Annotated in this window: 19 protein-coding genes and 1 tRNA gene; 4 read left to right on the forward strand and 16 right to left on the reverse strand. The window is 61.5% G+C overall.

Annotated features, from left to right (window positions below):
* Window positions 1-52 precede the first annotated feature (52 nt).
* Genes ACFX4T_RS07320 through ACFX4T_RS07330 form a run of 3 tightly spaced genes read right to left on the reverse strand, consistent with a single transcriptional unit; the run spans window position 53 to window position 2021 of the window.
* Window positions 53-514 carry a hypothetical protein gene (locus tag ACFX4T_RS07320; protein ID WP_377651321.1) on the reverse strand — a complete coding sequence of 154 codons (462 nt, stop codon included), beginning with the start codon at window positions 512-514 and terminating at the stop codon, window positions 53-55.
* On the reverse strand, window positions 511-1527 hold the full coding sequence (locus ACFX4T_RS07325; protein WP_377651322.1) for an MAB_1171c family putative transporter: 1017 nt from the start codon (window positions 1525-1527) through the stop codon (window positions 511-513). Before ACFX4T_RS07325 ends, ACFX4T_RS07320 begins: the two co-directional genes overlap by 4 nt.
* Window positions 1524-2021 (reverse strand): hypothetical protein, encoded by a 498-nt coding sequence (locus ACFX4T_RS07330; RefSeq protein ID WP_377651323.1) that lies wholly within the window; start codon window positions 2019-2021, stop codon window positions 1524-1526. Before ACFX4T_RS07330 ends, ACFX4T_RS07325 begins: the two co-directional genes overlap by 4 nt.
* A gap of 371 nt (window positions 2022-2392) precedes the next feature.
* On the opposite strand from ACFX4T_RS07330, the gene ACFX4T_RS07335 reads away from it, so the two are divergent.
* On the forward strand, window positions 2393-3745 hold the full coding sequence (locus ACFX4T_RS07335; RefSeq protein WP_377651324.1) for a DUF1524 domain-containing protein: 1353 nt from the start codon (window positions 2393-2395) through the stop codon (window positions 3743-3745).
* Between the two features lie 641 nt (window positions 3746-4386).
* Entirely contained in the window at window positions 4387-4689 is a 303-nt protein-coding gene (locus ACFX4T_RS07340) for a hypothetical protein (protein ID WP_377651325.1), read from the forward strand.
* Window positions 4690-4705: 16 nt separating this feature from the next.
* Here ACFX4T_RS07340 and ACFX4T_RS07345 read toward each other — a convergent pair whose 3' ends face one another.
* The gene (locus tag ACFX4T_RS07345; protein WP_377651326.1) at window positions 4706-5836 is read right to left on the reverse strand and encodes a tyrosine-type recombinase/integrase; all 1131 of its coding nucleotides are present in this window, start codon (window positions 5834-5836) and stop codon (window positions 4706-4708) included.
* 86 nt (window positions 5837-5922) lie between these two features.
* Window positions 5923-6004, reverse strand: a tRNA-Leu gene (locus ACFX4T_RS07350).
* A 198-nt stretch (window positions 6005-6202) separates the two neighbouring features.
* Between ACFX4T_RS07350 and ACFX4T_RS07355 the strand changes: the two genes are divergently transcribed.
* Window positions 6203-6808: an ANTAR domain-containing response regulator gene (locus ACFX4T_RS07355; RefSeq protein ID WP_216923235.1), complete on the forward strand. Its 606-nt coding sequence runs from the start codon at window positions 6203-6205 to the stop codon at window positions 6806-6808.
* A gap of 139 nt (window positions 6809-6947) precedes the next feature.
* Here ACFX4T_RS07355 and pyk read toward each other — a convergent pair whose 3' ends face one another.
* The 11 genes from pyk to hisI all read right to left on the reverse strand — a co-directional run bounded on the left by pyk (window position 6948) and on the right by hisI (window position 22178).
* Window positions 6948-8438 carry a pyruvate kinase gene (gene pyk / locus ACFX4T_RS07360; protein ID WP_216923233.1) on the reverse strand — a complete coding sequence of 497 codons (1491 nt, stop codon included), beginning with the start codon at window positions 8436-8438 and terminating at the stop codon, window positions 6948-6950.
* 55 nt (window positions 8439-8493) lie between these two features.
* Complete coding sequence (locus ACFX4T_RS07365; protein ID WP_216923231.1) at window positions 8494-9951, reverse strand: glutamate synthase subunit beta; 1458 nt, start codon at window positions 9949-9951, stop codon at window positions 8494-8496.
* The gene (gltB, locus tag ACFX4T_RS07370; protein WP_377651327.1) at window positions 9944-14557 is read right to left on the reverse strand and encodes a glutamate synthase large subunit; all 4614 of its coding nucleotides are present in this window, start codon (window positions 14555-14557) and stop codon (window positions 9944-9946) included. The genes ACFX4T_RS07365 and gltB overlap by 8 nt, the downstream gene beginning before the upstream one ends.
* A gap of 260 nt (window positions 14558-14817) precedes the next feature.
* Window positions 14818-15972, reverse strand: a complete 1155-nt coding sequence (gene lgt, locus ACFX4T_RS07375; RefSeq protein ID WP_377651328.1) for a prolipoprotein diacylglyceryl transferase — start codon at window positions 15970-15972, stop codon at window positions 14818-14820.
* A 23-nt stretch (window positions 15973-15995) separates the two neighbouring features.
* Window positions 15996-16808 carry a tryptophan synthase subunit alpha gene (gene trpA / locus ACFX4T_RS07380; RefSeq protein WP_216923226.1) on the reverse strand — a complete coding sequence of 271 codons (813 nt, stop codon included), beginning with the start codon at window positions 16806-16808 and terminating at the stop codon, window positions 15996-15998.
* Window positions 16808-18184 (reverse strand): tryptophan synthase subunit beta, encoded by a 1377-nt coding sequence (gene trpB, locus ACFX4T_RS07385; protein ID WP_216923224.1) that lies wholly within the window; start codon window positions 18182-18184, stop codon window positions 16808-16810. The genes trpA and trpB overlap by 1 nt, the downstream gene beginning before the upstream one ends.
* 113 nt (window positions 18185-18297) lie before the next feature.
* Window positions 18298-19116, reverse strand: a complete 819-nt coding sequence (gene trpC, locus ACFX4T_RS07390; RefSeq protein ID WP_377651329.1) for an indole-3-glycerol phosphate synthase TrpC — start codon at window positions 19114-19116, stop codon at window positions 18298-18300.
* A 2-nt stretch (window positions 19117-19118) separates the two neighbouring features.
* On the reverse strand, window positions 19119-19391 hold the full coding sequence (locus tag ACFX4T_RS07395) for an HGxxPAAW family protein (RefSeq protein WP_377651330.1): 273 nt from the start codon (window positions 19389-19391) through the stop codon (window positions 19119-19121).
* A 131-nt stretch (window positions 19392-19522) separates the two neighbouring features.
* Window positions 19523-20125, reverse strand: coding sequence for a Trp biosynthesis-associated membrane protein (locus ACFX4T_RS07400; protein ID WP_377651331.1), 603 nt, complete (start codon window positions 20123-20125; stop codon window positions 19523-19525).
* Window positions 20122-21705 (reverse strand): anthranilate synthase component I, encoded by a 1584-nt coding sequence (locus tag ACFX4T_RS07405; protein WP_216923210.1) that lies wholly within the window; start codon window positions 21703-21705, stop codon window positions 20122-20124. Before ACFX4T_RS07405 ends, ACFX4T_RS07400 begins: the two co-directional genes overlap by 4 nt.
* A gap of 56 nt (window positions 21706-21761) precedes the next feature.
* On the reverse strand, window positions 21762-22178 hold the full coding sequence (hisI, locus tag ACFX4T_RS07410) for a phosphoribosyl-AMP cyclohydrolase (protein WP_216923208.1): 417 nt from the start codon (window positions 22176-22178) through the stop codon (window positions 21762-21764).
* Window positions 22179-22267: 89 nt separating this feature from the next.
* Here hisI and ACFX4T_RS07415 point away from each other — a divergent pair, with 89 nt between their 5' ends.
* Complete coding sequence (locus tag ACFX4T_RS07415) at window positions 22268-22912, forward strand: TIGR03085 family metal-binding protein (RefSeq protein ID WP_216923805.1); 645 nt, start codon at window positions 22268-22270, stop codon at window positions 22910-22912.
* Window positions 22913-22931 lie beyond the last annotated feature (19 nt).

Consider the following 22931-nt stretch of genomic DNA (forward strand, 5'->3'; position numbering starts at 1 on the left):
GAAAGAAGCGAACGCCGCCCCGGCTGCCGTAACGAGCGCGACTTTAAGTGTCCTATTCGGGACCGCTACTGGCATCGTATTCCCCCTTGGGCTTCGTACGTTCGTCTATCACTTGCCGGAGCCGTACCAAGGTTTCCGGAGATATCCCCTGTAGCTGGCGCGCAGCAAAATTCCGGACGCGGCTCTCTCGTAAGGTCCGAAGAAGCTCCAACTGGGCATCCACAAGTTTAGGTACTTCTCCCGCATCGTCGAGCAGATAGTCACGATCCACACCGAAGAACTCTGCCAGGTTACGGAGCAGCTCGGGATCGTTCGCCATAGAGCTATCGCCGCTTCGCATATACGCCCAGCGGGAGCGGGATAGCGGAGTTCCAAGCCGACCCATGTGCCGATTGATCTCGGGGTATGTCAATGCATCGGATCCCTGAGCCTCATAAAGATCCAACAGCAGGTTGAGCTTCCGCGCCAATCTGGACTGCGGAGTATCGGAGGAGTTGGCGCCAGCATCCGTCATATCGCCCGCTCCCCTTTCCGTCTTCGAGTACCAGCTTCTCGCGGGAACGGCCCGGCCAGATAATTCTCAGCAGCATTGAGAATATTGAGGTCGTGGATGTCCAAAGAGCTGCCTAACCCGGGCTCAACTAAGAGGGCATCCTGCACCTCAACAAGCATCCTGTGGAGGCGGCGGGCCGGGTCTAGCTGACCATCTGATTGGGTGTCGCTTGAGAGGCGAACGTCCTGGCGTCTTCCCGTAGTTTTGTTCCAGACTCTGGTGAGACCAATGACCAACTCGTACTGGGTCACGGATTCTCTACGGCGACGAATCCGGCGCGCCACGGGCGGGATCGCCAAGCCCACGCACAGAAAGGCCATAGCGACCACAACCGTCATGTCATAGAACTGGGAGACTGCACGCATAGCAACCAAGCTCCCTTGCAAGTGCAACATATCCATGATCAGGACCAGCGTTACACAGAGAAGGGCGAGCGCACAGCCGACTCCGATGAACGTGAATGCAATGCGGAAATAGGGCCGCGACATGTCACCACGGAAACGGAAGCACGTTGCCCCGGTAACGCTGACTACGTAACCGATGTATCCGAATTGGATGGACGAGTAGATAGCAGCTGGCCATTGTGCCCCGTAATCCACCATGAAACGGGCTGAACTGCTGTCGGTAACGATGGCACTGAAGCTTGCGGCAAGTCCGAGGATCACCATCGCCAATGAGATCAAGCCACGAGTGTCACGCTTCTGGATCGTTTCCTCCGGGGTGGCCGCACGGATAATCGCCTTCGAGAGAAAGTAGATCCCAACCACCATCGACACATTTGCCAGGAGGTCAACGTTGTTCTGGCCGCCCAGCACGGAATCGATGCCCAGGTAAATCTGGTCGATATTAAGAGTCAGCGCTACTGAAATCGTGATGGCGGCAGTTAGCACACTGTGGTCTCGCCGTTTCCGCACTCCCGGCAGCAGACAGAGTACGAGCAACCAGATCAAAACCGCCGTCGCTATCTGGATCATCCGAAGACCCTTTCAAAGGACCTCGGTTCCCTCGCACTATTCCTTATTGCCGCGGCGAACAGATCCGCGAGCGATTCCGCAGCCGCCTCCAGTTCGTCAGTGAAGCTGCTCCTGGCCAGGACGCGCGAGACCAAAGCCGCCGGAAGGTTCGGGAAGAGGACTGACAAATAATCGGCCGGAACGACTAGTTCATCGTGCCGCAAGACCATATGCCCGAGCTCGTGGAGGACGAACTGTTGCCGGTGAAGCCCAGATGGACTGACCGCATGCAGGACAATCTCGACATCGTCTGTGGAAAGCCACAACCCGCAGATCGAGCCACCATTCAATGCTCCTGCTGCTTCGATCTGAATGGGACGTTGCCTTACACCCTCGACCACTTCGACTAGTCGCTCCAGGTTCAGATGAACCGGTAGCGCTAGCGAATCGAAGGCATTCGCGGCGCGTTCGGCCGGGGATTCACCTGACGGATATCTGTTGCTGTTGTTGTTCATAGCATCCCCAGTGATGCGTTCCCCCGGTTCGTCGTTGGCCCGATCCGACTGTTGGCTACTGAGCCGACTGCGAACCCTCGAATCCATTGAACGCCTTTACTCTGGACATGTCCAGAGCGCGGACCTCTTGGAAACCCTTTGCGATCTAACCAACTCGCAGCGCCACGGTCCCTAGGAGTTCGATAGACAGCAACCGCACCCATCCTGCTCTGCGAAATCTCTTGTGACTTTTGGTAGAGCGGAAACGCTGTCATAATCCGGCATCGAATCACAATCTTGTAATTCAAATACTAGGATCCCTTTGGGTGCGTTCAGCGCACCAAACATGGGCAGCGAAGGACGCTGCCCATCTTAGAAATGGGGATCCTTCTTTGACTAACCACACACCGCCCGGACGGGCCTATTTTCGGACACGCGCATCCACGATCGTCGTCGGCATTCTCGCGCTGCTGTTCGTTCTTAGTGGCGCCGTGTCCTCGGGCTTTGGCGGGGCGCTGCTCATGCTCTCGCTCTTTGGCCTCATAACGGGCTTGTACGTAGTCGCCACAGGTCGACGCTCCTGGGCCATGCTGCGCGGAGGCCGCAAAGCCGGTGCCGTGGTCCTAGCAGGCGCGCTCGTGCTCTTTATCGTCGGCGCAGCAATTTCACCCGCCAAGCCCAAAGAGCCTCTGACCTCCTCCCCTGCGGCGGAAGCACAGAAACTTGCCGCGTCAGAGGCGAGCTCGACACCGTCGCCCACTCCGACCCCCTCGGACACCGGAGCTCCACTGGACCCAGAAACCACCAGCGAACTGGCCACGGTCGCCACGTTCAAGGCACCCCATACACAGCCTACGTACGCGACGAAGGCGGCGGACCTGCTGGCTACCCTCCCCGTTAAGGGCAGGGCGCCAAAAACCGGATACGACCGCGATCAATTTGGGCAGGCATGGGCAGACGTTGACCGGAACGGGTGCGATACCCGCAATGACACGCTCAAACGTGACCTTACTCAGGTGACGTTCACCAGCAGCGTGCAGTGCAAGGTCCAAACCGGGATCTTGGCCGACCCCTACACGACAAAGACCATCAGCTTCGTACGAGGCTCCAACACGAGCGCTGCAGTACAGATCGACCATGTCGTCGCCCTCAGCGACGCCTGGCAAAAGGGCGCCCAACAGCTCACCACTGAACAGCGAACCACTTTCGCCAATGATCCACTGAACCTGCAGTCCACTGATGGCCCAACGAATGTCCAAAAGGGCGACGGCGACGCCGCAACCTGGCTTCCCCCGAACAGGTCCTTCCGCTGCGACTACGTAGCCCGCCAAATATCGGTCAAGGCCACCTACAACCTGTGGGTCACGCAAGCCGAACACGACGCCATGGCCAAGGTTCTCGGTGACTGCAAGGAACAAACCGCACCCACGAACGAAAAAGCCCCCGCACCAACTATCACGGCTTCAACACCGGCAGTTGTCACTGAACCGGCGCCGGCACACGCGGCCGTCCCGGCACCCGCTGACCCCGCACCGGCCCAAGCCGCCGTCCCCGCCCCTGCAGTACAGGCTCCGATCGCACCGGCACCCGCACCCGCACCCGCACCTGCGCCCGCTCCCGCCGCTCCAGCACCGGCGCCTGGCGGAGGAGCAACAGCCCTGTGCAACGACGGAACACTCTCCTACTCAGCCAACCACCGAGGAACATGCTCCCACCACGGCGGCGTAGCCGTCTGGTACAAGTAGTCGCAAGAGAACACCGAAACAGACGACTCAACCCGGCTTCACCTCCGCATGTCACAGCTGGGCCTCAGGTATGGAAAACCGCCCTGGAACAGCTCAAAGAAATCCGACTTCAACTTGGCCTGCCGGCCGCCTCAGCTGCAAGTTGCGCCGTTAGCCAACAGCGTCTTCCACCGACAAACGAGCATCATAAAAGGGTAGGAAATTGTGCGTGGACTGATTTTGGGACCTGATATCTAGGACTCATGGACATCCCGATCTATTCCAAGGGTGGATGGCCGAGGTAACCGCAACCCCAAGGGCCATCCAACAGGTCCGCCAGACGTGTGATCGGACCCAACACCAAACACGTGACCGTGAAGTACGCGGCTCAAGGCGGGCTATCTTGGGCGGAAATCGCTTCGGTTCTAGGCGTGATCCGTCGCCCGACGTGGGAACGGTGGCTCGAACTCGATTAGGTGAGTAAGGGGGCTTTCTCAGATAAGTAGGCCCCCTTACTCGTGCCGGGGCCAAAGTACGAGTAACACTCCAACGTAGCTGATCTAGAAAAGGACGGTCAGAGCAAGAGGCCCACGCCACCCTATGATCTGGCCGCCTCCTTCTAGTCACATCCACCGATCATGTCTTTCCTCAAAATTCCGAACATGAAAGTCAAAGTGGAACGACGAGGGCGGAAAGTCATGGACCTGGAATTTTTCGAACCTGCCGAAGCGGCGGCACTCATGCGCTGCAGCGAAGGGTGGCTCCGGGACGGTGCTGCTGCCGGACGCTTCCCGCATGCCTGTTGGGGCAAGGGCAAGATCGTCTTCACCTCTGAGCACATTGCAGAGATAGCCAGGCTCAGTGAGATCTTGCCCGGTTCCCATCCGTCACCAGCGGGAAAAACTGCCAACGCAAGCAGCACTCGGCTCATCGGCACACGGGCACGGAACCGCCTCGTCTCCTAAGCAAGCGCTAACGGCCTCACCGCATAAACGCCGAAACCTGCCGCTCCGTCGCATCAGCTCCAACCTGAAGCGCCTCTGGCATGAGGTGCCCATAGACCTGCTCAGTGGTTTTGATGGAAGCATGTCCCAACCGCCGCGAGATCGTAAATATCGGCACACCATCTTGGATCAGCCAGGACGCATGGGTATGGCGCAAATCGTGAATGCGAGGTTCCTTCCGGAGCCCCCGGAGCTGGGCCGCCTTCACCGCCGGAACCCAGTAGTGGTGCCAGTACAGCTTGTGGACAATCCGTTCCCCCTTGGGCGTCGTGAATAAGAGGTCGCTGCCTGGTCGACCGGCTACTAATGGAACCAACAAGTCCACCAGCGCCGGGTTCAGCCCAATCGTCCGCTTACCCGCACCCGTCTTCGTTGGTCCGATGTAGAACTGGTTCTGCCCATCCCGTTTCCATGCCTTATTGATGCGGGCAGTTGCCGGCTTTCCTAACAAATCAATGTCGGCCACAGTCAGCGCAGTTGCCTCACCGAAGCGCGTCCCAGTCATTACAAGGAAATTGGTGAAATCCCGGTATCGCTCCCCCATACCCTCCATGATCAAGCCAAACTCCGCGTGGGTGAGGAACATCATTTCGTCCTCCGCCTTCTCCACGCTCGGCAGCTGCACACCGCGGCATGGATTACGCGTGATGTACCCGAGCATCTCCGCGGTGGTCATCGACGCCGAGATCAGGCCATGCACGTTCTTGATGGTCTTAGGCGAACGGCCTTTTGCGAGCATCGACTTCACCCAGTAGGCGATCATCCGGTAGTCCAGTTTGTCGACGGGAACGTGACCAATGACCAGCTTCACGTGGAGATCCAGCATGGTTTGATATGTCTTCACCGTTCCGCTCGAGGGACGGATCAGAAGGTCGATGTGCTCCTGGACCACCTCAGCGACAGTGGGCATCTTGGTTTTGTTCGAAAGGATGGCCTGCTGGGCGATTTCGAAGGACTGACCGTTTGCATCGAGCAACCGTTTCAGAGTTTCGGCCTCGTGCTCGGACTCAACAGTGATGCCCTGCTGCTTCCGGATTTTGGGATCTCGCCAGACCACCATGAAGGACAAAGAGCCGTCCTTTTTGACGCGCTTCCGGATACTAGCCACATAAAAATGCTAGATCTCTGTCAACAGATTCGGGGGTTTTGTCAACAATCAGGGGCCATATAGGCCCCTGACCTGCGACAATATCGTGCCCGAGGTGGGACTCGAACCCACACACCTTTCGATACCGCATTTTGAGTGCGGCGCGTCTGCCAATTCCGCCACTCGGGCGCGGATTACCGGGAAGTTAATTCTCGCTGACTGCCCTCATTTCTGTGAGCAACGCGATCCGTTCCCAGCACGCGAAACTACTCTACATGCAGATAGGCTAAATCAAAGAACCGGGCGCGCGAGTGCAACAAAATCATGTGCCGCAGCGGTCCACACTAAGATGGACATGAACCCGCCGAACCTTTTCAAGGAGATCCCGTGACCGAACAGACGGAGTCCACACCCGCAGCCCAGCCGGCCCGACGCGTTGTCGTAGCCGAGGATGAGACCCTCATCCGCTTGGACATTATCGAGATCCTGAAGGGCGAAGGGTACGACGTCGTCGGCGAGGCAGACAACGGCGAGAAGGCCGTGCAGCTGGCCGAAGAGCTGAAGCCGGACCTCGTCCTCATGGATGTGAAGATGCCCGTCATGGATGGCATCTCAGCGGCAGAGAAGATCGTCAAGGCCCGCATCGCCCCCGTTGTCCTGTTGACTGCTTTCAGCCAGAAGGAACTCGTGGAGCGTGCCCGCGACGCCGGTGCCATGGCCTACGTTGTGAAGCCGTTTACGCCGGCTGACCTCATCCCGGCCATTGAGATCGCTCTGTCCCGCCACGAGGAGATCAAGGCGCTCGAAAACGAGGTTTCAGACCTTCAGGAGCAGTTCGCCACGCGCAAGCTCGTAGAACGCGCCAAGAGCCTCCTGACCACCAAGATGGGCCTGACTGAGCCGGAAGCTTTCCGCTGGATCCAGAAGACGTCCATGGACCGTCGCCTGAGCATGCGTGAAGTTGCCGAAACGATCATCAACCAGGTCAACTAGCACCAAGCAACGAACGACGGCGGCCGGTCACCCAAGCGCGAGGGGTGACCGGCCGCCGCCGTGCCCGTCCCAGTGACGAAACAACCCAAAACAAAGCGGGCCCCGCCAAACGGCGGGGCCCGCTTTCAAACCGAGGAACTTAGTCCCTGGTCTTGCTCTTCTTTTCGGGCCACGGACCCACAGGTTCCTTGCGCGAAGCATCAACCTTGGACGTGTCGGCGAGGTCGCCCACCTTGTGGACCTTCAGCGAGTTCGTGGAACCGGCCTGTCCTGGAGGGGAACCGGCAGCGATGACAACGAGGTCGCCTTCATCGACGATCTTCATGTCCAGGAGGCTGCGGTCCACCTGTGCGGTCATTTCGTCGGTGTGGCCCACGGAGGGAACAAGAACCGGCTGGATACCCCAGGTGAGGGCCAGCTGGTTCCACACGTGCTCAACAGGCGTGAACGCGAAGACCGGCTTGACCGGACGCAGACGCGACAAACGGCGTGCCGAGTCACCGGACTGGGTGAAGGTACAGATGTACTTTGCGTCCAGCTGGTCGGCGATTTCGACGGCGGCACGGGTGATGGCGCCACCACGGGTCTTGGGCTTGGTACCCAGCGGGGGGACGCGCTCGAGGCCGTGTTCTTCGGTGGACTCGATGATCCGGGCCATGACCTTGACGGTTTCGATGGGGTACTGACCAACGGAGGTTTCGCCGGACAGCATGACTGCGTCGGCGCCGTCGAGAACTGCGTTTGCGCAGTCAGAAGCCTCGGCACGCGTCGGACGCGGGTTGTCGATCATGGATTCCAGGACCTGTGTTGCCACGATGACCGGCTTGGCCCAGCGGCGTGCCAGTTCAATGGCGCGCTTCTGGACGATCGGCACCTCTTCGAGCGGGAGCTCAACACCGAGGTCGCCACGGGCAACCATGATGGCGTCGAACGCGTCGATGATTTCGTGAAGCTGGTCCACGGCCTGGGGCTTTTCGATCTTGGCGATCACCGGAACGCGGCGGCCTTCTTCGTCCATGATCTCGTGGACGCGCTTGATGTCCGAGGCGTCACGGACGAAGGACAAGGCAACCAGGTCCGCGCCACGCTTGAGGGCCCAACGGAGGTCATCCTCGTCCTTTTCGCTCAGAGCGGGGACGTTGACGGCGACACCGGGCAGGTTGATGCCCTTGTTGTTGGACACCTTGCCGCCGACGGTAACGGTGGCGACAACCTTGACGTCGTCTACCTCAATGGCGCGAAGTGCAACCTTGCCGTCGTCAATCAACAGTGCATCGCCTACGTTGACGTCTTCGGTGAGGCTCTTCAGGGTGGTGGAGCAGATGTCCTTGGTGCCGGGGACATCTTCGGTGGTGATGGTGAACGTGTCGCCGACAGCCAGCTCGTGCGGGCCGTCGACAAAACGGCCAAGGCGGATCTTGGGACCCTGGAGGTCAGCCATGATGGCCACGGGCTTGTGCAGCTGCGCCGCAGCCTTGCGGACATTCTCGTAGGTGTTGTCGTGCACGGAGTAGTCGCCGTGGCTCATGTTCATGCGGGCAACGTCAACGCCGGCTTCCAGCACTGCGAGAGTGTTGTCGTAGCTGGAGATTGCCGGACCGAAAGTTGCCACAATTTTCGCGCGTCTCATATACCTACCCTAAGTAGTGTGCTGCTGATTGAGTTAAAGATCATTCCTACCGGCGCTATAAGACCGCGATTGCCCGATCGGTGGGGGCGACCGGTGCCGGAAGGATTGTGCTTCCCATAAGGAACTTGTCCACTGCCGCCGCGCACGCACGGCCTTCGGCAATGGCCCACACAATCAGGGACTGGCCACGTCCGGCGTCACCGGCAACAAACACACCCTCGGTGTTCGTCATGTAGTAGCCGTCGCGGGCTACGTTGCCCCGACCGTCGAATTCTGCACTGACCTGCTCGGTGATACCGGCCGGTTCAGCACCGGTGAAGCCCAGGCTCAGGAAGACGAGGTCGGCGGGAATGATCCGCTCGGTGCCGGCCTTCGGGAGGCGCTTGCCATCCACGAATTCCGTCTCGGCAACCTTGACTCCGGTGAGCTTGCCATTCTCGCCAACAAATTCCACGGTGGACGCCAGGTACGTGCGTTCGCCACCTTCTTCGTGGGCGCTGGCGACCTCGAAGAGTGTGGGGAACGTCGGCCAGGGCTGGTGGCCTGCGCGCTCGAGAGGCGGCTGCTTGCCGATCGCGAGCGTCGTGACCGAGGCGGCCTGGTGACGGTGCGCTGTACCGATGCAGTCTGCACCGGTATCGCCGCCACCGAGAATGACCACGTGCTTGCCCCGGGCGTCGATGTGGTTTTCGGGGCTCTCCCCCGCCACGACGCGGTTGGAAGGAACGAGGTAGTCCATGGCGAAATGAACGCCTTCGAGGTCACGGCCCGGAATGGGCAGATCGCGCGGAACTGTGGCCCCGGTAGCAATCACCACGGCGTCGTAACGGCGGCGCAGCTGTTCCCAAGTAACGTCCGTACCGACTGCGACGCCGGTGCGGAAGCGGGTACCTTCGGCCTTCATCTGCTCCAGGCGGCGGTCAACCTGGTCCTTCTCCATCTTGAAGTCGGGAATGCCGTAGCGGAGCAGGCCGCCGATCTTGTCGTCGCGTTCGTACACGGCAACTGTGTGACCAACGCGCGTCAGCTGCTGGGCAACTGCGAGACCTGCAGGACCGGAGCCCACCACGGCGACCGTCTTGCCTGTGAGGCGCGTCGGCGGAAGGGGGTGGACCCAGTCGTTGTCGAAGGCTTCATCGATGATGGAAACCTCAACCTGCTTGATGGTCACAGCAGGCTGGTTGATGCCAAGCACGCAGGACGCTTCGCAGGGTGCCGGGCACAGACGGCCGGTGAACTCCGGGAAGTTGTTCGTGGCGTGGAGGCGCTCAATCGCTTCCTCGCCCTTGTCCCGCCACACGAGGTCGTTCCATTCAGGAATGAGGTTGCCCAGCGGGCAGCCCTGGTGGCAGAACGGCACGCCACAGTCCATGCAGCGGCCGGCCTGGCTCTTCAGGACGCCCTTTTCCTGGGCTTCGTACACTTCCTTCCAGTCCATGATGCGGACTGGAACGGGACGGCGTGGCTGCGTCTCGCGCTGCCGGACTTTCAGAAATCCGCGTGGATCAGCCACCGGTTACCTCCAGGATTCGAGACCATACTTCTTCGCCGTCGGGGTCAAGGCCCTCTTCGATGGCGTCGAGACGGGTTTGCAGGACTGCAGCGTAGTCGCGTGGCAGTACTTTGGTGATGCGGGCGGCGGTGTCGTCGAAGTTCTCGAGCAAACGGCCGGCCAGGACGGATTCGGTTTCCTCGGCGTGCTTGGTGAGCAGGCCATGGACGATGTCGCGGTCCTCGGCGTCCAGCTCCAGGAGCTGAAGTTCGCCGGAGTCCAGCGCATCCTTGTTGACGCGCTCATGCTGCAGGTCCAGCACGTAAGCGGTGCCACCGGACATGCCGGCACCGAAGTTACGTCCGGTACGGCCAATGATCAGTGTTTGGCCACCGGTCATGTACTCGCATCCGTGATCGCCAATACCTTCGACGACGGCGGTCGCACCGGAGTTACGCACCAGGAAGCGTTCACCAACCTGGCCGCGGAGGAACATCTCGCCGCTCGTTGCACCGTAACCGATGACGTTGCCGGCAATGACGTTGCGCTCGGCCTGGAACACATTGGTACGGTCCGGGCGGACAATGATGCGTCCGCCGGAGAGGCCCTTGCCAACGTAGTCGTTGGAGTCCCCGTACATGCGCAGCGTGATGCCGGCAGGCAGGAAGGCGCCAAGTGACTGGCCAGCGGTGCCGTTGAGCGTGATGTCGATCGTGTCCGTCGCGAGCACATCGGTGCCGAACGTCTTGGTCACCACATGGCCGAGCATCGTGCCCACGGAACGGTCCGTGTTGATGACGTCCAGGGTGATCTTGACGGGCATGCGGTCGCTGAGCGCTTCGGCGGCCATGGTGATGAGCCGCTGGTCGAAGTGCTTGTCCAGCTCATGGTTCTGGGTGGTCATGTTGCGCAGCGGCACGTCGTCGTCAAACTCAAGGCCGTGCAGGATCGGATCCAGGTCCAGGCCCTCTGCCTTCCAGTGGTCGATCGCTTCGCGGGTGTCCAATACCTCGGCGTGGCCGATCGCCTCTTCGAGGCTGCGGAAGCCAAGCTCGGCCAGGATTTCGCGGACTTCTTCTGCGAGGAACTCGAAGAAGTTGACCACGAATTCGGGCTTGCCGTTGAACCGCGAACGCAGTTCCGGGTTCTGGGTGGCAACACCAACGGGGCAGGTGTCCAGGTGGCAAACACGCATCATGATGCAGCCGGAGACAACCAGCGGAGCCGTTGCGAAACCGTACTCTTCGCCACCCAGCAGGGCGGCAATGACCACGTCACGGCCGGTCTTGAGCTGGCCGTCCACCTGAACCACCACGCGGTCGCGGAGTCCATTGAGCATGAGCGTTTGCTGGGTCTCGGCCAGGCCAAGTTCCCACGGGACGCCTGCGTGCTTCAGCGAGTTCAGCGGCGAGGCGCCGGTACCGCCGTCGTGACCTGAAACAAGCACGACGTCGGCCTTCGCCTTGGTCACGCCGGAGGCCACGGTGCCGATCCCGACTTCCGAAACCAGCTTCACATGTACACGGGCCGAAGGGTTGGCACGCTTGGCATCGTAGATGAGCTGCGCGAGGTCTTCGATCGAGTAGATGTCGTGGTGCGGGGGCGGGGAAATGAGTCCGACGCCGGGCGTGGAGTGGCGCGTCCGGGCTACCCATGGGTAGACCTTCTGGGCCATCAGCTGGCCACCCTCGCCGGGCTTGGCGCCCTGGGCCATCTTGATCTGGATGTCGTCAGCGTTGGTCAGGTAGAGGCTGGTGACGCCGAAGCGGCCGGAAGCGATCTGCTTGATGGCAGAGCGGCGCTCCGGATCCAGCAGGCGGTCAACGTCTTCGCCACCTTCACCCGTATTGGACTTTGCGCCCAAGCGGTTCATGGCGATGGCAAGTGTCTCGTGGGCTTCCTTGGAGATGGAGCCGTAGCTCATGGCGCCAGTGGAGAAACGCTTGACGATGCTGGAGACGGGCTCCACTTCCTCGAGCGGCACGGCCGGACGGACGTCGCTCTTGAACTTCAGCAACCCACGCAGGGTCATCAGGTTCTCGGACTGGTCGTCAACGCCCTTGGTGTAGGCCTTGAAGATGTCGTAGCGACGCTCACGGGTAGCGTGCTGCAGGCGGAACACAGTCTCCGGGTTGAAGAGGTGCGGTTCACCGTCACGGCGCCACTGGTACTCGCCGCCACCCAGGAGCGGACGGTGCGGGTGCTCGATGCCGCCCTCGGGGTAGGCCATCTGGTGCCGTGCCGAAACTTCCGCAGCAATAACGTCCAGGCCCACGCCACCCAGTTGGGAGTGCGTACCCGAGAAGAATTCGTCAACGAGTTCCTGCGACAGGCCCAGTGCCTCAAAAGTCTGCGCGCCGGTGTAGGAAGCAACAGTGGAGATGCCCATCTTGGACATGATCTTCAGGACGCCCTTGCCAAGGCCCTTGATGAGGTTGTAGACGCCGTCTTCCGGAGTCACGCCCTCAACGTCGCCGTTGGAGATCAGCTGTTCCACCGATTCCATGGCGAGGTAGGGGTTCACTGCCGATGCGCCATAGCCAATGAGCACGGCAACATGGTGCGTCTCGCGGACGTCGCCGGCCTCAACCACGAGTGCCGTCTTGGTGCGGTTGGCACTGCGGAGCAAGTGGTGGTGGACAGCGCTGACCAGCAGCAGCGACGGAATGGGTGCCCACTGCGCGTTCGAGTCACGGTCGGACAACACAACGTACTGCACGCCACGGTTGATCGCCCCGGAAACCTGCTCGCAGATCTCTGTCAGGCGGGCACGCAGTGCCGCTTCCCCACCCTCCGGGCGGTAAAGGCCACGTACCTTCATGGCGATGCGGTCGCCGTCGGCGTTTTCGATGTTCGAGATCTTGGCGAGTTGATCGTTGTTGATCACGGGGAACGGCAGGGAGATCTGCGGCTGGCGGACCTGCTTGCCATCCAAGAGGTTGCCGTTGGGTCCGATGGCGCACTTCAGCGACGTCACCAGCTCTTCGCGGATTGCGTCCAGCGGCGGGTTGGTGACCTGGGCGAAGGACTGCACGAAGTAGTCGAACAGCAGGCGCGGACGCTTGGAGAGCACCGCAACCGGGGTATCGGAACCCATGGCACCCAAGGGCTCGGCGCCCGTACGGGCCATGGGGCCGAGCAGGATCTTCAGTTCTTCGGTGGTGTAGCCGAAGGTCCGCTGGCGGATGTTCACCGATGCAGCGGTGTGGCGTACGTGCTCACGCTCGGGGAGCTCGTTGATGTCGATCAGGTTGTCCTTGAGCCATTCGGCCCACGGGTTGGCTGCTGCGACCTCGGCCTTGACCTCGGCGTCGTCGATGATGCGGCCGGCTTCGGTGTCCACCAGGAACATCTTGCCCGGGGCAACGCGACCCTTCTTGACCACGTTGGAGGGCTCGACCTCGATGACGCCCACTTCCGAGGCAAAAATGATCAGGCCGTCTTCGGTGATCCAGTAGCGTCCCGGGCGCAGGCCATTGCGGTCCAGCGTTGCGCCAACGAGGTTGCCGTCAGTGAAGGAGACGGCGGCGGGACCATCCCACGGCTCCATGAGCAGCGAGTGGTACTCGTAGAAGGCGCGGCGTGCAGGATCCATGGTGGCGTGGTTCTCCCACGCCTCAGGGATCATCATCATGATCGAGTGCGTGATCGGCCGCCCGGAGAGCCAAAGGAGCTCGGCTACTTCATCGAAGGAGGCGGAGTCCGAGGCACCCGGGGTGCAGATCGGATACAGCTCTTCAGGGGTGTCACCGAGCAGCGGGCTGGCCAACTGCGACTGGCGTGCACGCATCCAGTTGCGGTTGCCCTTGACCGTGTTGATTTCGCCGTTGTGGGCGATGGTGCGGAACGGCTGCGCCAAGGGCCACGAGGGGAACGTGTTCGTGGAAAAGCGTGAGTGGACAATGGCCAGCTTCGTCTTGAAGCGCTTGTCCGAAAGGTCCGGGTAGAACGGCTCCAACTGGGCCGTCGTCAGCATGCCCTTGTACACAATGGTGCGCGAGGAGAGCGACGGGAAGTACACGCCGTACTTGTTCTGGGCGCGCTTGCGGATTCGCCAGGCGCGGGAGTCAAGTTCATTGCGCTCAAGCTGCTCGCCGGTAGCCGATGCAAAGAAGGGCTGCGAGAAGTACGGCATGCATGCCCGTGCCATGGCACCCACGAGGTCTGCGACCACGGGCACTTCGCGCCAGCCAAGGACCGTGAGGCCCTCGTCCGCTGCCAGTGCCTCGATCCCGGCCTTGGCCGTCGCTGCTTCGCGCGATTCAGCAGGAAGGAAGGCGGTGCCCACCACGTACTGTCCCGGGGCGGGCAATTCGAATTCGGTGACGGCCCGGAAGAACTCGTCCGGAACCTGCATCAGCAAGCCCGCACCGTCGCCAGTACCTTCATCGGCGCCCACGGCGCCGCGGTGTTCGAGATTGCGGAGGGCAGTCAGAGCCGCTTCCACGATGTCGTATCCCGGTTCCCCGCGGAGCGTGGCAATAATTGCCAGGCCGCAGGCGTCCTTCTCCTTGTCCGGGTTGTAAAGACCCCGGGCCTCCGGAAGCGCAGCAAAGCGCTTGAATGGAGACATGGCACCCTGCGGTTCGATATTTTCGGACCAACCGGGGTTATGAAGATGGGTCATGGGAGACGTCCTTCCTCGTGATCGTGCGTATGGAAGGGACAACGTTGGCCCCACCTTGCATGCCCTTGTGATGGGCACAACAAAGCGCTAGTTATTGGAATTGTAGGCCAGCCAATCAAGCGCAACTAACAGTTACGCAGACCGCTGGCCCCGGCTTGACCAGTGAACATCGGTATGCTGCGATCCGGTTTCCGGGGTGCCACGACGCTGTGGACTGGGCCCTACGAGCGGTGACTCTGTTGCCCCTTTGCCGAAAGCGACTACTTGGTGTCGTCAGCTTCCAGCGAGGATCCGGGGGCCTTCCTTGCGGCAGTCGCAGCAGATTCCGATTCCGCCTTGGACGGCGCGTCCTTTGCGGAATCTCCTGCTGCATCCTGCGGCTCGTCAACGTGGCCCGGATCGCTTTGGTTATCTGGGAGATTACCACGGGAACCACTATCTGAGACAGATGGGTCCACATCATGACTGGTGACGCTCGTCACGGATGCCTCATCTTTGGCGGGCGTCGCGTCAGGTTCCCGGCCCGGCAAATAAGGGGTGTCCGGCTGTGGACGCCCTCCCCTGCCGAGAACAACGAAGATGACCAGCGCCGCAACAAAGACGAAGATGCTGGTCCATACATTCAGCCTGGTGGTGATCCCGAAGAGGCTGATTTGTTCGGCATCGTCGATCCTGAGGGCTTCGATCCACACGCGGCCAAGCGTGTAATACATCGCGTAGAGCCAAAACACGCGCCCGCGGCGGAAGCGGAACTTCCGGTCCAGCAGAAGAAGTATGGCAACGCCCAGAATGTTCCACAGGAATTCATAAAGGAACGTCGGATGGAAGAGCGTGTCAGCGGGCATGCCCGCCGGGAAGTTGGCGTTGGCAGGGTCAATCTGGAGTCCCCACGGCAACGTGGTGGGGGCGCCAAACAGTTCCTGGTTGAACCAGTTGCCCCAACGGCCGATCGCCTGGGCAAGCAGCAAACCGGGAGCCGCGGCATCCAGGAACGCAGTGAGCTTGACGCCTGCCCGACGGCAACCGATCCAGGCACCCACGGCACCCAGCAGCACGGCCCCCCAAATACCGAGGCCACCTCGCTGTATCTGCGGAATCAGGGAGAGGTCACCCGTGCCGTCGAACCCTGGGCCAAAGTAGGCATCCGGGGACGAAAACACGTGGTAGAGGCGGCCACCGATGATGCCGAAAGGAATCGCCCAAATGGCGATATCCCACAGGCTCCCGTCGGGGGCTCCACGGCGCTTCCATCGTGCAGACGTCAGCCACAGGCCGATGATGATGCCCGCCAGGATGCAGAGGGCGTAAGCGTGGATACGCAGCGTCCCCCACGGCAGCGGAATGTCGAAACCGGACCACGATGGGCTCGGGATGCTCAGTGGAACCATTGCCGCTGCGTGGAGGACGGTCTGCATTGGGCTTCGCTGTTTCCTTTTTCCTAGGCGTCTGCAGCTGCGCGGCCCAAGCCGGCGCTGAGGTTCTTGGTGAGTTGGCCGACGGCGTCAACGCCGCCGTCGCGGAGGGCCGCCACGAGAGCGGTGCCGACGATCACGCCGTCCGCGTACTCAGCTATCTCGCGGACATGATCCGGGTTGGAAACACCAAGGCCAACGCAGACCCGTTCAGCACCTGCAGCGTGGGCACGTGCCACGACGTCTTCGGCTGTGCTGCTGACGGACTGGCGTGTACCGGTCACACCCATGATGGAGACGGCATATACAAACCCACGGCTTGCTTTGACAGTCATATCCAGGCGTTCGGGCGTTGACGACGGAGCCACCAGGAAGACCCTGTCCAGTCCGTACTTGTCCGAAGCCTCGAACCACTCGCTGGCTTCATCCGGAATGAGGTCCGGGGTAATAAGGCCAGCTCCCCCGGATTCAGCGAGGCGGCGGGAGAACTCATCTACGCCCATGCGCATGACGGGGTTCCAGTAGGTCATGACCAACACGGCGGCGTCAGTAGCGGCAGTGATCCCTGCAACGACGTCGAAGACATTGGCCACCCGGAAACCGTTGTTGATCGCTTCCGTGGTAGCAGCCTGGATGACAGGTCCGTCCATCACGGGATCGGAGTAAGGAATTCCGATCTCGATGAGGTCCGCACCGTTCCGTGCCAGGGCAATGCCTGCATCGATGCTGTCCTGGACCGTGGGGTAGCCCGCCGGAAGGTATCCGACAAGGGCTGCCCGGCCCTCGGCCTTGGCGCGGTCGATGGCGGCAGCGGATTTGCTGGCGAATTGTTCAGTCATCAGTTCTGGTCCTCGTTTACGTCCACGGCTGCTTCGGAGGTGCGCTCTGCAGGACCTTTGGGCTTACGGGTGGACAGCGTGGTGCCCTTGACGTGACCTTCTTCGTCCAACATATTGAACCAAGCGGCTGCCGTTTCCACATCCTTGTCCCCGCGACCAGACAGGTTCACGATCACGGAGATCTCCGACGGATCCTCTTTGCCCTCGGTGAGGCGCTTGCCCACCTTGATGGCACCGGCAAGCGCGTGCGCAGATTCGATGGCGGGGATGATGCCCTCGGTCCGGCACAGGAGGCTGAAGGCGTCCATCGCTTCAGTGTCAGTGATGGGCTCGTACGTCACGCGTCCGATGTCCGCCAGGTACGAGTGCTCGGGTCCCACGCTGGGGTAGTCCAGTCCCGCGGAGATCGAGTGGGATTCGATGGTCTGGCCGTCTTCGTCCTGCATCAGGTAGGAACGGGCACCATGCAGCACACCGGGACGTCCCAAGGAGATTGCTGCAGCGTGACGCCCGGTCTCAACGCCGTCGCCGCCGGCTTCAAAGCCGTAGATCTTCACGGAAGCGTCGTCCAGGAAGCTGTGGAACAGGCCGATGGCATTGGATCCACCACCAATGCATGCACAGATGGCGTCGGGCAGCTTCCCGGTCTGGTCCAGGATCTGGGCGCGGGCTTCCTCGCCAATCACTTCGTGGAAGAAGCGGACCATGGCAGGGAACGGGTGTGCTCCGGCAGCGGTACCCAGCAGGTAGTGGGTGGTCTCCACGTTGGAAACCCAATCCCGCAGGGCGTCGTTGATGGCGTCCTTGAGTGTCTGCGAACCGTTGGTGACGGGAACAACAGTAGCGCCGAGCAGTTGCATGCGGGCAACGTTCAAAGCCTGGCGGCGGCAGTCCTCGGCACCCATATAGACAACGCAATCGAGGCCCAGGAGGGCTGCTGCGGTGGCACTGGCAACGCCGTGCTGGCCTGCGCCGGTTTCCGCAATAACCCGCGTCTTGCCCATGCGCTTGGCCAGCAGCGCTTGCCCCAGGACGTTGTTGATCTTGTGGGAACCGGTGTGGTTGAGGTCTTCACGCTTGAGGAATATCCTCGCGCCGCCAGCATGCTTGGAGAAGCGCTTGGCCTCTGTCAGCAGCGACGGACGTCCGGAGTAGTTCTTGTTGAGGTCCTTCAACTCCGCGAGGAAATCGGGATCGGCCTTGGCTTTCTCGAACGTGTCCTGGACTTCGTCGAGCGCGGCGATAAGTGACTCGGGCATCCAACGGCCACCGTAGTTACCGAAGTACGGCCCGCTTGCGTTGCGCAGCGAATGGCCACCTTGCAGGAATGCGTCGGCCGCATTCTCTTCCGAGCTGGCTGTTGGCGCGTCCACCATCAGTCTCACCGTCCTGTTCCAGTTAGTTCATCGGGTAGTTCCACGTGCCACAAGGCAGCCGCAGGCACATGCCAGGGCTGCCTCATGGCTGTCGCCTTGCTTCAGGTACTGCCTCAGTTCCTGACGGCGATAGCGGCAGCTCCAGCTGCCTTGAATTCGGTGATGCGTTCGCGCGGGGTTGAGTCGCTGACCAGCGCCTCCCCCACCAAAATGGCGTTGGCGCCGCTCGCGGCATAGTGCGTGACGTCCTCAGCCGTCCGCACGCCTGACTCCGCAACAACCACTGCCTCAGCCGGAATCAAACCGGCCAGCGAACCGAAAACTGAGCGGTCGACGTCGAGCGTCTTCAGGTTACGGACGTTGACGCCGATGATCTTGGCTTGCGCAGCCACGGCACGCTCAATTTCCTCTTCGGTGTGCGTTTCCACCAGCACGTTCATGCCAAGCTCATGGCTGAGGGCGCTGAAGTCAGCCAGTTCCGAATCAGACAAGGCCGCAACGATCAGCAGAATGAGATCCGCACCATGCGCGCGGGCTTCCCAGATCTGGTACTCGTCCACCGTGAAGTCCTTGCGCAGCAAGGGAATATCGACGGCGGCACGTACGGCATCGAGATCTGCCAGCGATCCGCCGAAACGTCGTTTTTCGGTAAGGACGCTGATGACCGAAGCTCCGCCATCTGCGTACTGCACCGCGAGGGACGCGGGATCGTCGATAGGTGCGAGGTCGCCCTTGGAGGGGCTGCGACGCTTGATTTCAGCGATGACCTTGAGATCGTCACGATTCGAGGAGGGACCACCCAACGCAGCCCAAGCGTCACGCGCAGGTGCTGCGCCTGCAACCCGGTCCTTCAGCTCAACGAAGGACACAAGCCGGCGGCGGGCCTCCATGTCCTCCTTGACGCCGACGATGATGTCGTCAAGAACGGTCACGATTAGTGGCCGTTGTTCTGCAGCTTGCTGCCACCCACTCCGTAGCCGGCCTTACGCATGGCCCAACCTACGATGAGGCCGGCAACCATGACCACAACGCCACCGATGAAGATGGGGGTGCTGGCGATGACGAAAGCAATGGAGGAAATCAGGGCGCCGACCAGCATCACAATCACGCAGGTCCAGGCAGCCGGGCTGTTACCGTGGCCGACGGCATCAGCGTGGCTGGCCATGGTGGAGGTAGCTTGGTTTGCGGACACTGTGGTTTTGCTCATGTGGAATCTCCTCAGGATGAATACTGCTTACATTCTGCCATTTATTGACGGCGGCCGGGACATCGTCCGACGTCAGGACCGGCGCCGGCGCTTATGTTGCGCCAGACCGGCCCGAAAGATTGCTGGACGGCCTAGGTTGGGTCTTCGCCCCGGGAAAGGCTGTCCCAACTGTCGATCTCGTCCACTGGTCCGCTACCGCGTTCCTTGACGGCAGCGGCGTCGTACTTGGTCCGGGTTTTCCAATGCCGTCCCGCCAGCGGCAAGACCACCGCACAGACGGCGAGCAGGGCACCGGCCACGATTGCCAGGACAGGGAAGACCGTTGTGGCCGCGTTCGCCTGACCTCCCGAGATGCCGGTTGCCGCAGCGATGGAACCCTGGGCTGCGCCAAGGGGATCGGACAGGACCGTGGCGGCTGCCAGGATTATCCCGGCAGCGGACAGGCCCAGGAGGCCCGCGATGATCCAGCGGGCGATCCGTCCTGCGATGGAAGCCGCCAACCCGCCGGCAAGCGCTACAAGTGCGAGTGCGGTAACGGCGGTGGCTGCCTTGCTGCCCTGAACGTGGAGGTCGCTGTTGGAGGCAGCCGTGGGATCAAGACGGACCTCGATCCAGGTCTGGGTGGTGGTTCCAAAGACGGCGAGTGCCAGGAGCGCCGTGGCCAGAACAAGCGTTGACTTCCGTGCCCAGCGCGGCGTTGTGGTCGCTTTGGATCCCGGTGCTTCAGCGGTCATGAGGCGGGGGTCCCGCCGTCGAGGATTCCTGCATCCGGCACCGTCTCGGCGGAAATGTTCTGCAGTGAACCGGCCGTGTGCACGGCCCGAAGCGGCGCAGCGGCTTTGTTCACAGTTTCAAGGGCTTCCGACGGCTTGTGTGAGTCAGCAACGATCCCTCCACCGGCCTGCACGTAGGCACGGCCTTCCCGCAGCAACGCAGAACGGATGGCAATCGCCATGTCCATGTCACCGGCAAAGTCCAAGTAGCCCACGACGCCACCGTAGATACCACGGCGGTGGGGTTCGAGTTCGTCCAGGAGGCGCAACGCCCGTGGTTTCGGGGCACCGGAAAGGGTACCCGCGGGGAACGTTGCCTTGAGGACGTCGTATGCCTTGGCATGCGGAGCCAATTCTCCCACCACGGTGGACACCAAGTGCATGATGTGGCTGAACCGCTCCACCTCCATGAACTGGGTGACGTCAACCGTTCCGGCCACGCACACCTTGGAGAGGTCGTTGCGTGAAAGGTCAACCAGCATGAGGTGCTCGGCCCGTTCCTTCTGGTCCGCCAACAGTTCCGTGGCCAGGGCTTTGTCAGCTTCAACAGTCTTGCCACGGGGACGCGATCCGGCGATGGGGTGCGTAATGACTTCCCCACCCGTTACCGTCACCAGCGCTTCCGGTGAGGAACCCACGATCGAGTACTCGCGGCCGTCCGCATCTTCGAGGCTGAAGATGTACATGTACGGGCTCGGGTTGGTGTTGCGCAGCACGCGGTAAACGTCCAGGGGGTCGGCCTTGCACTCCATTTCGAAGCGGCGCGAAATAACTACCTGGAAGACCTCGCCATCGACGATCGCCTCCTTGCCGCGATCGATGGCTTCCAGGTACTTGGCCTCATCCCAGCGTTCCTGCACGCTCGACGCAAAATCCAGTGCGGCAGGCTCCAGCACCGAGACCGGCTGGGCAACAGGTGTACTGACCTGGTCCAGCAGCGCTTTAACCCGCGCCACGGCGTCGTGCCAGGCGTCATCCACACGCTCGGAACTGTTGTCGAAGTTGATCGCGTTGGCAATCAGGAGGACAGTACCGTCCACATTGTCGTGCACTGCCATGTCGGTGACCAGGTTCAGTGCCATCTCAGGCAATTGGAGGTCGTCTTCCGGCGGTGCCGTCAGCTTTTCCCAATGGCGCACGGCTTCCCAGCCCAGGAAACCAACCAAGCCGGAAGTAAAGGGCGGCAGCCCTTCAAAACGATCTGTTTGCAGGGCGGCGATGGTGTCACGGACTGCTTCCACCGGATTGCCAGCCACGGGCACGCCGACTGGTGGCTCACCGATCCAGTGCGCCTGGCCATCCTTGGTGGTCAGGGTGGCCCGGGACTTGGCACCAATGAAGGAATACCGCGACCAGGCCCCGCCAACGGCTGCGGACTCAAGGAGGAACGTTCCGGGCTGGCCCTTGGCGAGCTTACGGTACAGGCCGATGGGGGTCTCGGCGTCGGCCAGGACTTTGAGTCGGACAGGGATGACACGGCTGTGGACGGCGAGTTCGCGGAACTCTTCCAGGCCCGGGCTGATGATTCCAAGGTCCTGCATGGCTATTGTTCTCCGCCTTTGGTCTTAGGTGGTGCGTCAGGGAAACTAGGGGATGCTTAATCGCGGTGGCCCGTTACGACCGAAAGGTCGCGCCCGTCGAAGCAGGTCCGGGTACCGGTGTGGCAGGCTGCGCCGATCTGGTCCACACGGACCAGGAGCGCATCGCCGTCGCAGTCAAGGGCGACTGACTTCACGAACTGTACGTGCCCGGAAGTGTCGCCCTTACGCCAGTATTCCTGGCGGGAGCGCGAGTAGAAGGTCACTCGTCCCGTGGTCATGGTGCGGCGAAGTGCCTCGTCATCCATCCAGCCCAGCATGAGGACCTCATGGGTATCGTGCTGCTGGATGATGGCGGCTACAAGGCCTGCGGAGTCGCGTTTAAGGGCACTGGCGATCTCCTGCGGCAGGGTGTCCGCGGGGTCGCTGGAGAGCTCCACGGCGGGAGATGGACTGGGGGCGGACTGCTCTGACATCAGATCAAGTCTAGTGCCTTTGATGGGAGCCGTATTCTGCGGCGGTTCCACTGCGCAACCTTGCCCTGATCGTGCTAGTTTCACAAGTGATGCATTTCGTCGATCCTTCCCGAGAAGTACTGGCCGAAACCCTGCTGGCGGCCGGACCTGACTCCCCCACGCTCTGCCAAGGGTGGCTCACCCGGGATCTTGCGGCGCACCTTTACCTGCGCGAGCGCAAAGCGGCCGTGGGCATTGGCCTCCTGATCCCCAGCCTCGGCAAGGCTTCGGACAAAGCGACGGCCAAACTTGCCGCCAAGCTCAAGACCACTGACGACTACGCGGAACTCGTTAAGACGTTCCGCGCAGGTCCCCCAGCCCTTTCCCCTTTGAAGATCAAGGCGCTGGACGAAACGTCGAATCTCATTGAATATTTTGTCCACACCGAGGACATCCGCCGCGCAGGCGACCGTTGGGCGCCCCGGGCCCTTGACGAAGCGTACTCGGATGCATTGTGGGATGAACTGATCAAGCGGGCGGCTTTCCTTTACCGCGGCGTGGACCTCGGCATCGTTCTGGTGCGGCCTTCGGGTCCCCGGCACGTGGCCAAACGCGCTCCAGTGTCGGTAGCGATTGTCGGCGAGCCCGGCGAGCTGCTGATGCATGCCCACGGGCGCACAAGCCAAGCCCTCGTCACCTTCGAAGGCCAGCCGGACGCCGTCGCGCTTCTGCAAACCGCAGACATCGGCCTTTAAACCAGCCAACGCGGGGTCA

It is taken from the genome of Paenarthrobacter sp. YIM B13468, from assembly GCF_042788025.1.
GTDB classification, from domain to species: Bacteria; Actinomycetota; Actinomycetes; order Actinomycetales; family Micrococcaceae; genus Arthrobacter; species Arthrobacter aromaticivorans.

Coding starts and splice junctions, on each gene's coding strand:
- ACFX4T_RS07415 (WP_216923805.1), top strand. CDS start 22,268: ATGCATTTCGTCGATCCTTCCCGAGAAGTACTGGCCGAAACCCTGCTG.
- lgt (WP_377651328.1), bottom strand. CDS start 15,972: ATGCAGACCGTCCTCCACGCAGCGGCAATGGTTCCACTGAGCATCCCG.
- pyk (WP_216923233.1), bottom strand. CDS start 8,438: ATGAGACGCGCGAAAATTGTGGCAACTTTCGGTCCGGCAATCTCCAGC.
- trpB (WP_216923224.1), bottom strand. CDS start 18,184: ATGGTGGACGCGCCAACAGCCAGCTCGGAAGAGAATGCGGCCGACGCA.
- gltB (WP_377651327.1), bottom strand. CDS start 14,557: ATGACCCATCTTCATAACCCCGGTTGGTCCGAAAATATCGAACCGCAG.
- ACFX4T_RS07405 (WP_216923210.1), bottom strand. CDS start 21,705: ATGCAGGACCTTGGAATCATCAGCCCGGGCCTGGAAGAGTTCCGCGAA.
- ACFX4T_RS07400 (WP_377651331.1), bottom strand. CDS start 20,125: ATGACCGCTGAAGCACCGGGATCCAAAGCGACCACAACGCCGCGCTGG.
- ACFX4T_RS07340 (WP_377651325.1), top strand. CDS start 4,387: ATGAAAGTCAAAGTGGAACGACGAGGGCGGAAAGTCATGGACCTGGAA.
- trpA (WP_216923226.1), bottom strand. CDS start 16,808: ATGACTGAACAATTCGCCAGCAAATCCGCTGCCGCCATCGACCGCGCC.
- ACFX4T_RS07325 (WP_377651322.1), bottom strand. CDS start 1,527: ATGATCCAGATAGCGACGGCGGTTTTGATCTGGTTGCTCGTACTCTGT.
- ACFX4T_RS07330 (WP_377651323.1), bottom strand. CDS start 2,021: ATGAACAACAACAGCAACAGATATCCGTCAGGTGAATCCCCGGCCGAA.
- ACFX4T_RS07395 (WP_377651330.1), bottom strand. CDS start 19,391: ATGAGCAAAACCACAGTGTCCGCAAACCAAGCTACCTCCACCATGGCC.
- ACFX4T_RS07320 (WP_377651321.1), bottom strand. CDS start 514: ATGACGGATGCTGGCGCCAACTCCTCCGATACTCCGCAGTCCAGATTG.
- hisI (WP_216923208.1), bottom strand. CDS start 22,178: ATGTCAGAGCAGTCCGCCCCCAGTCCATCTCCCGCCGTGGAGCTCTCC.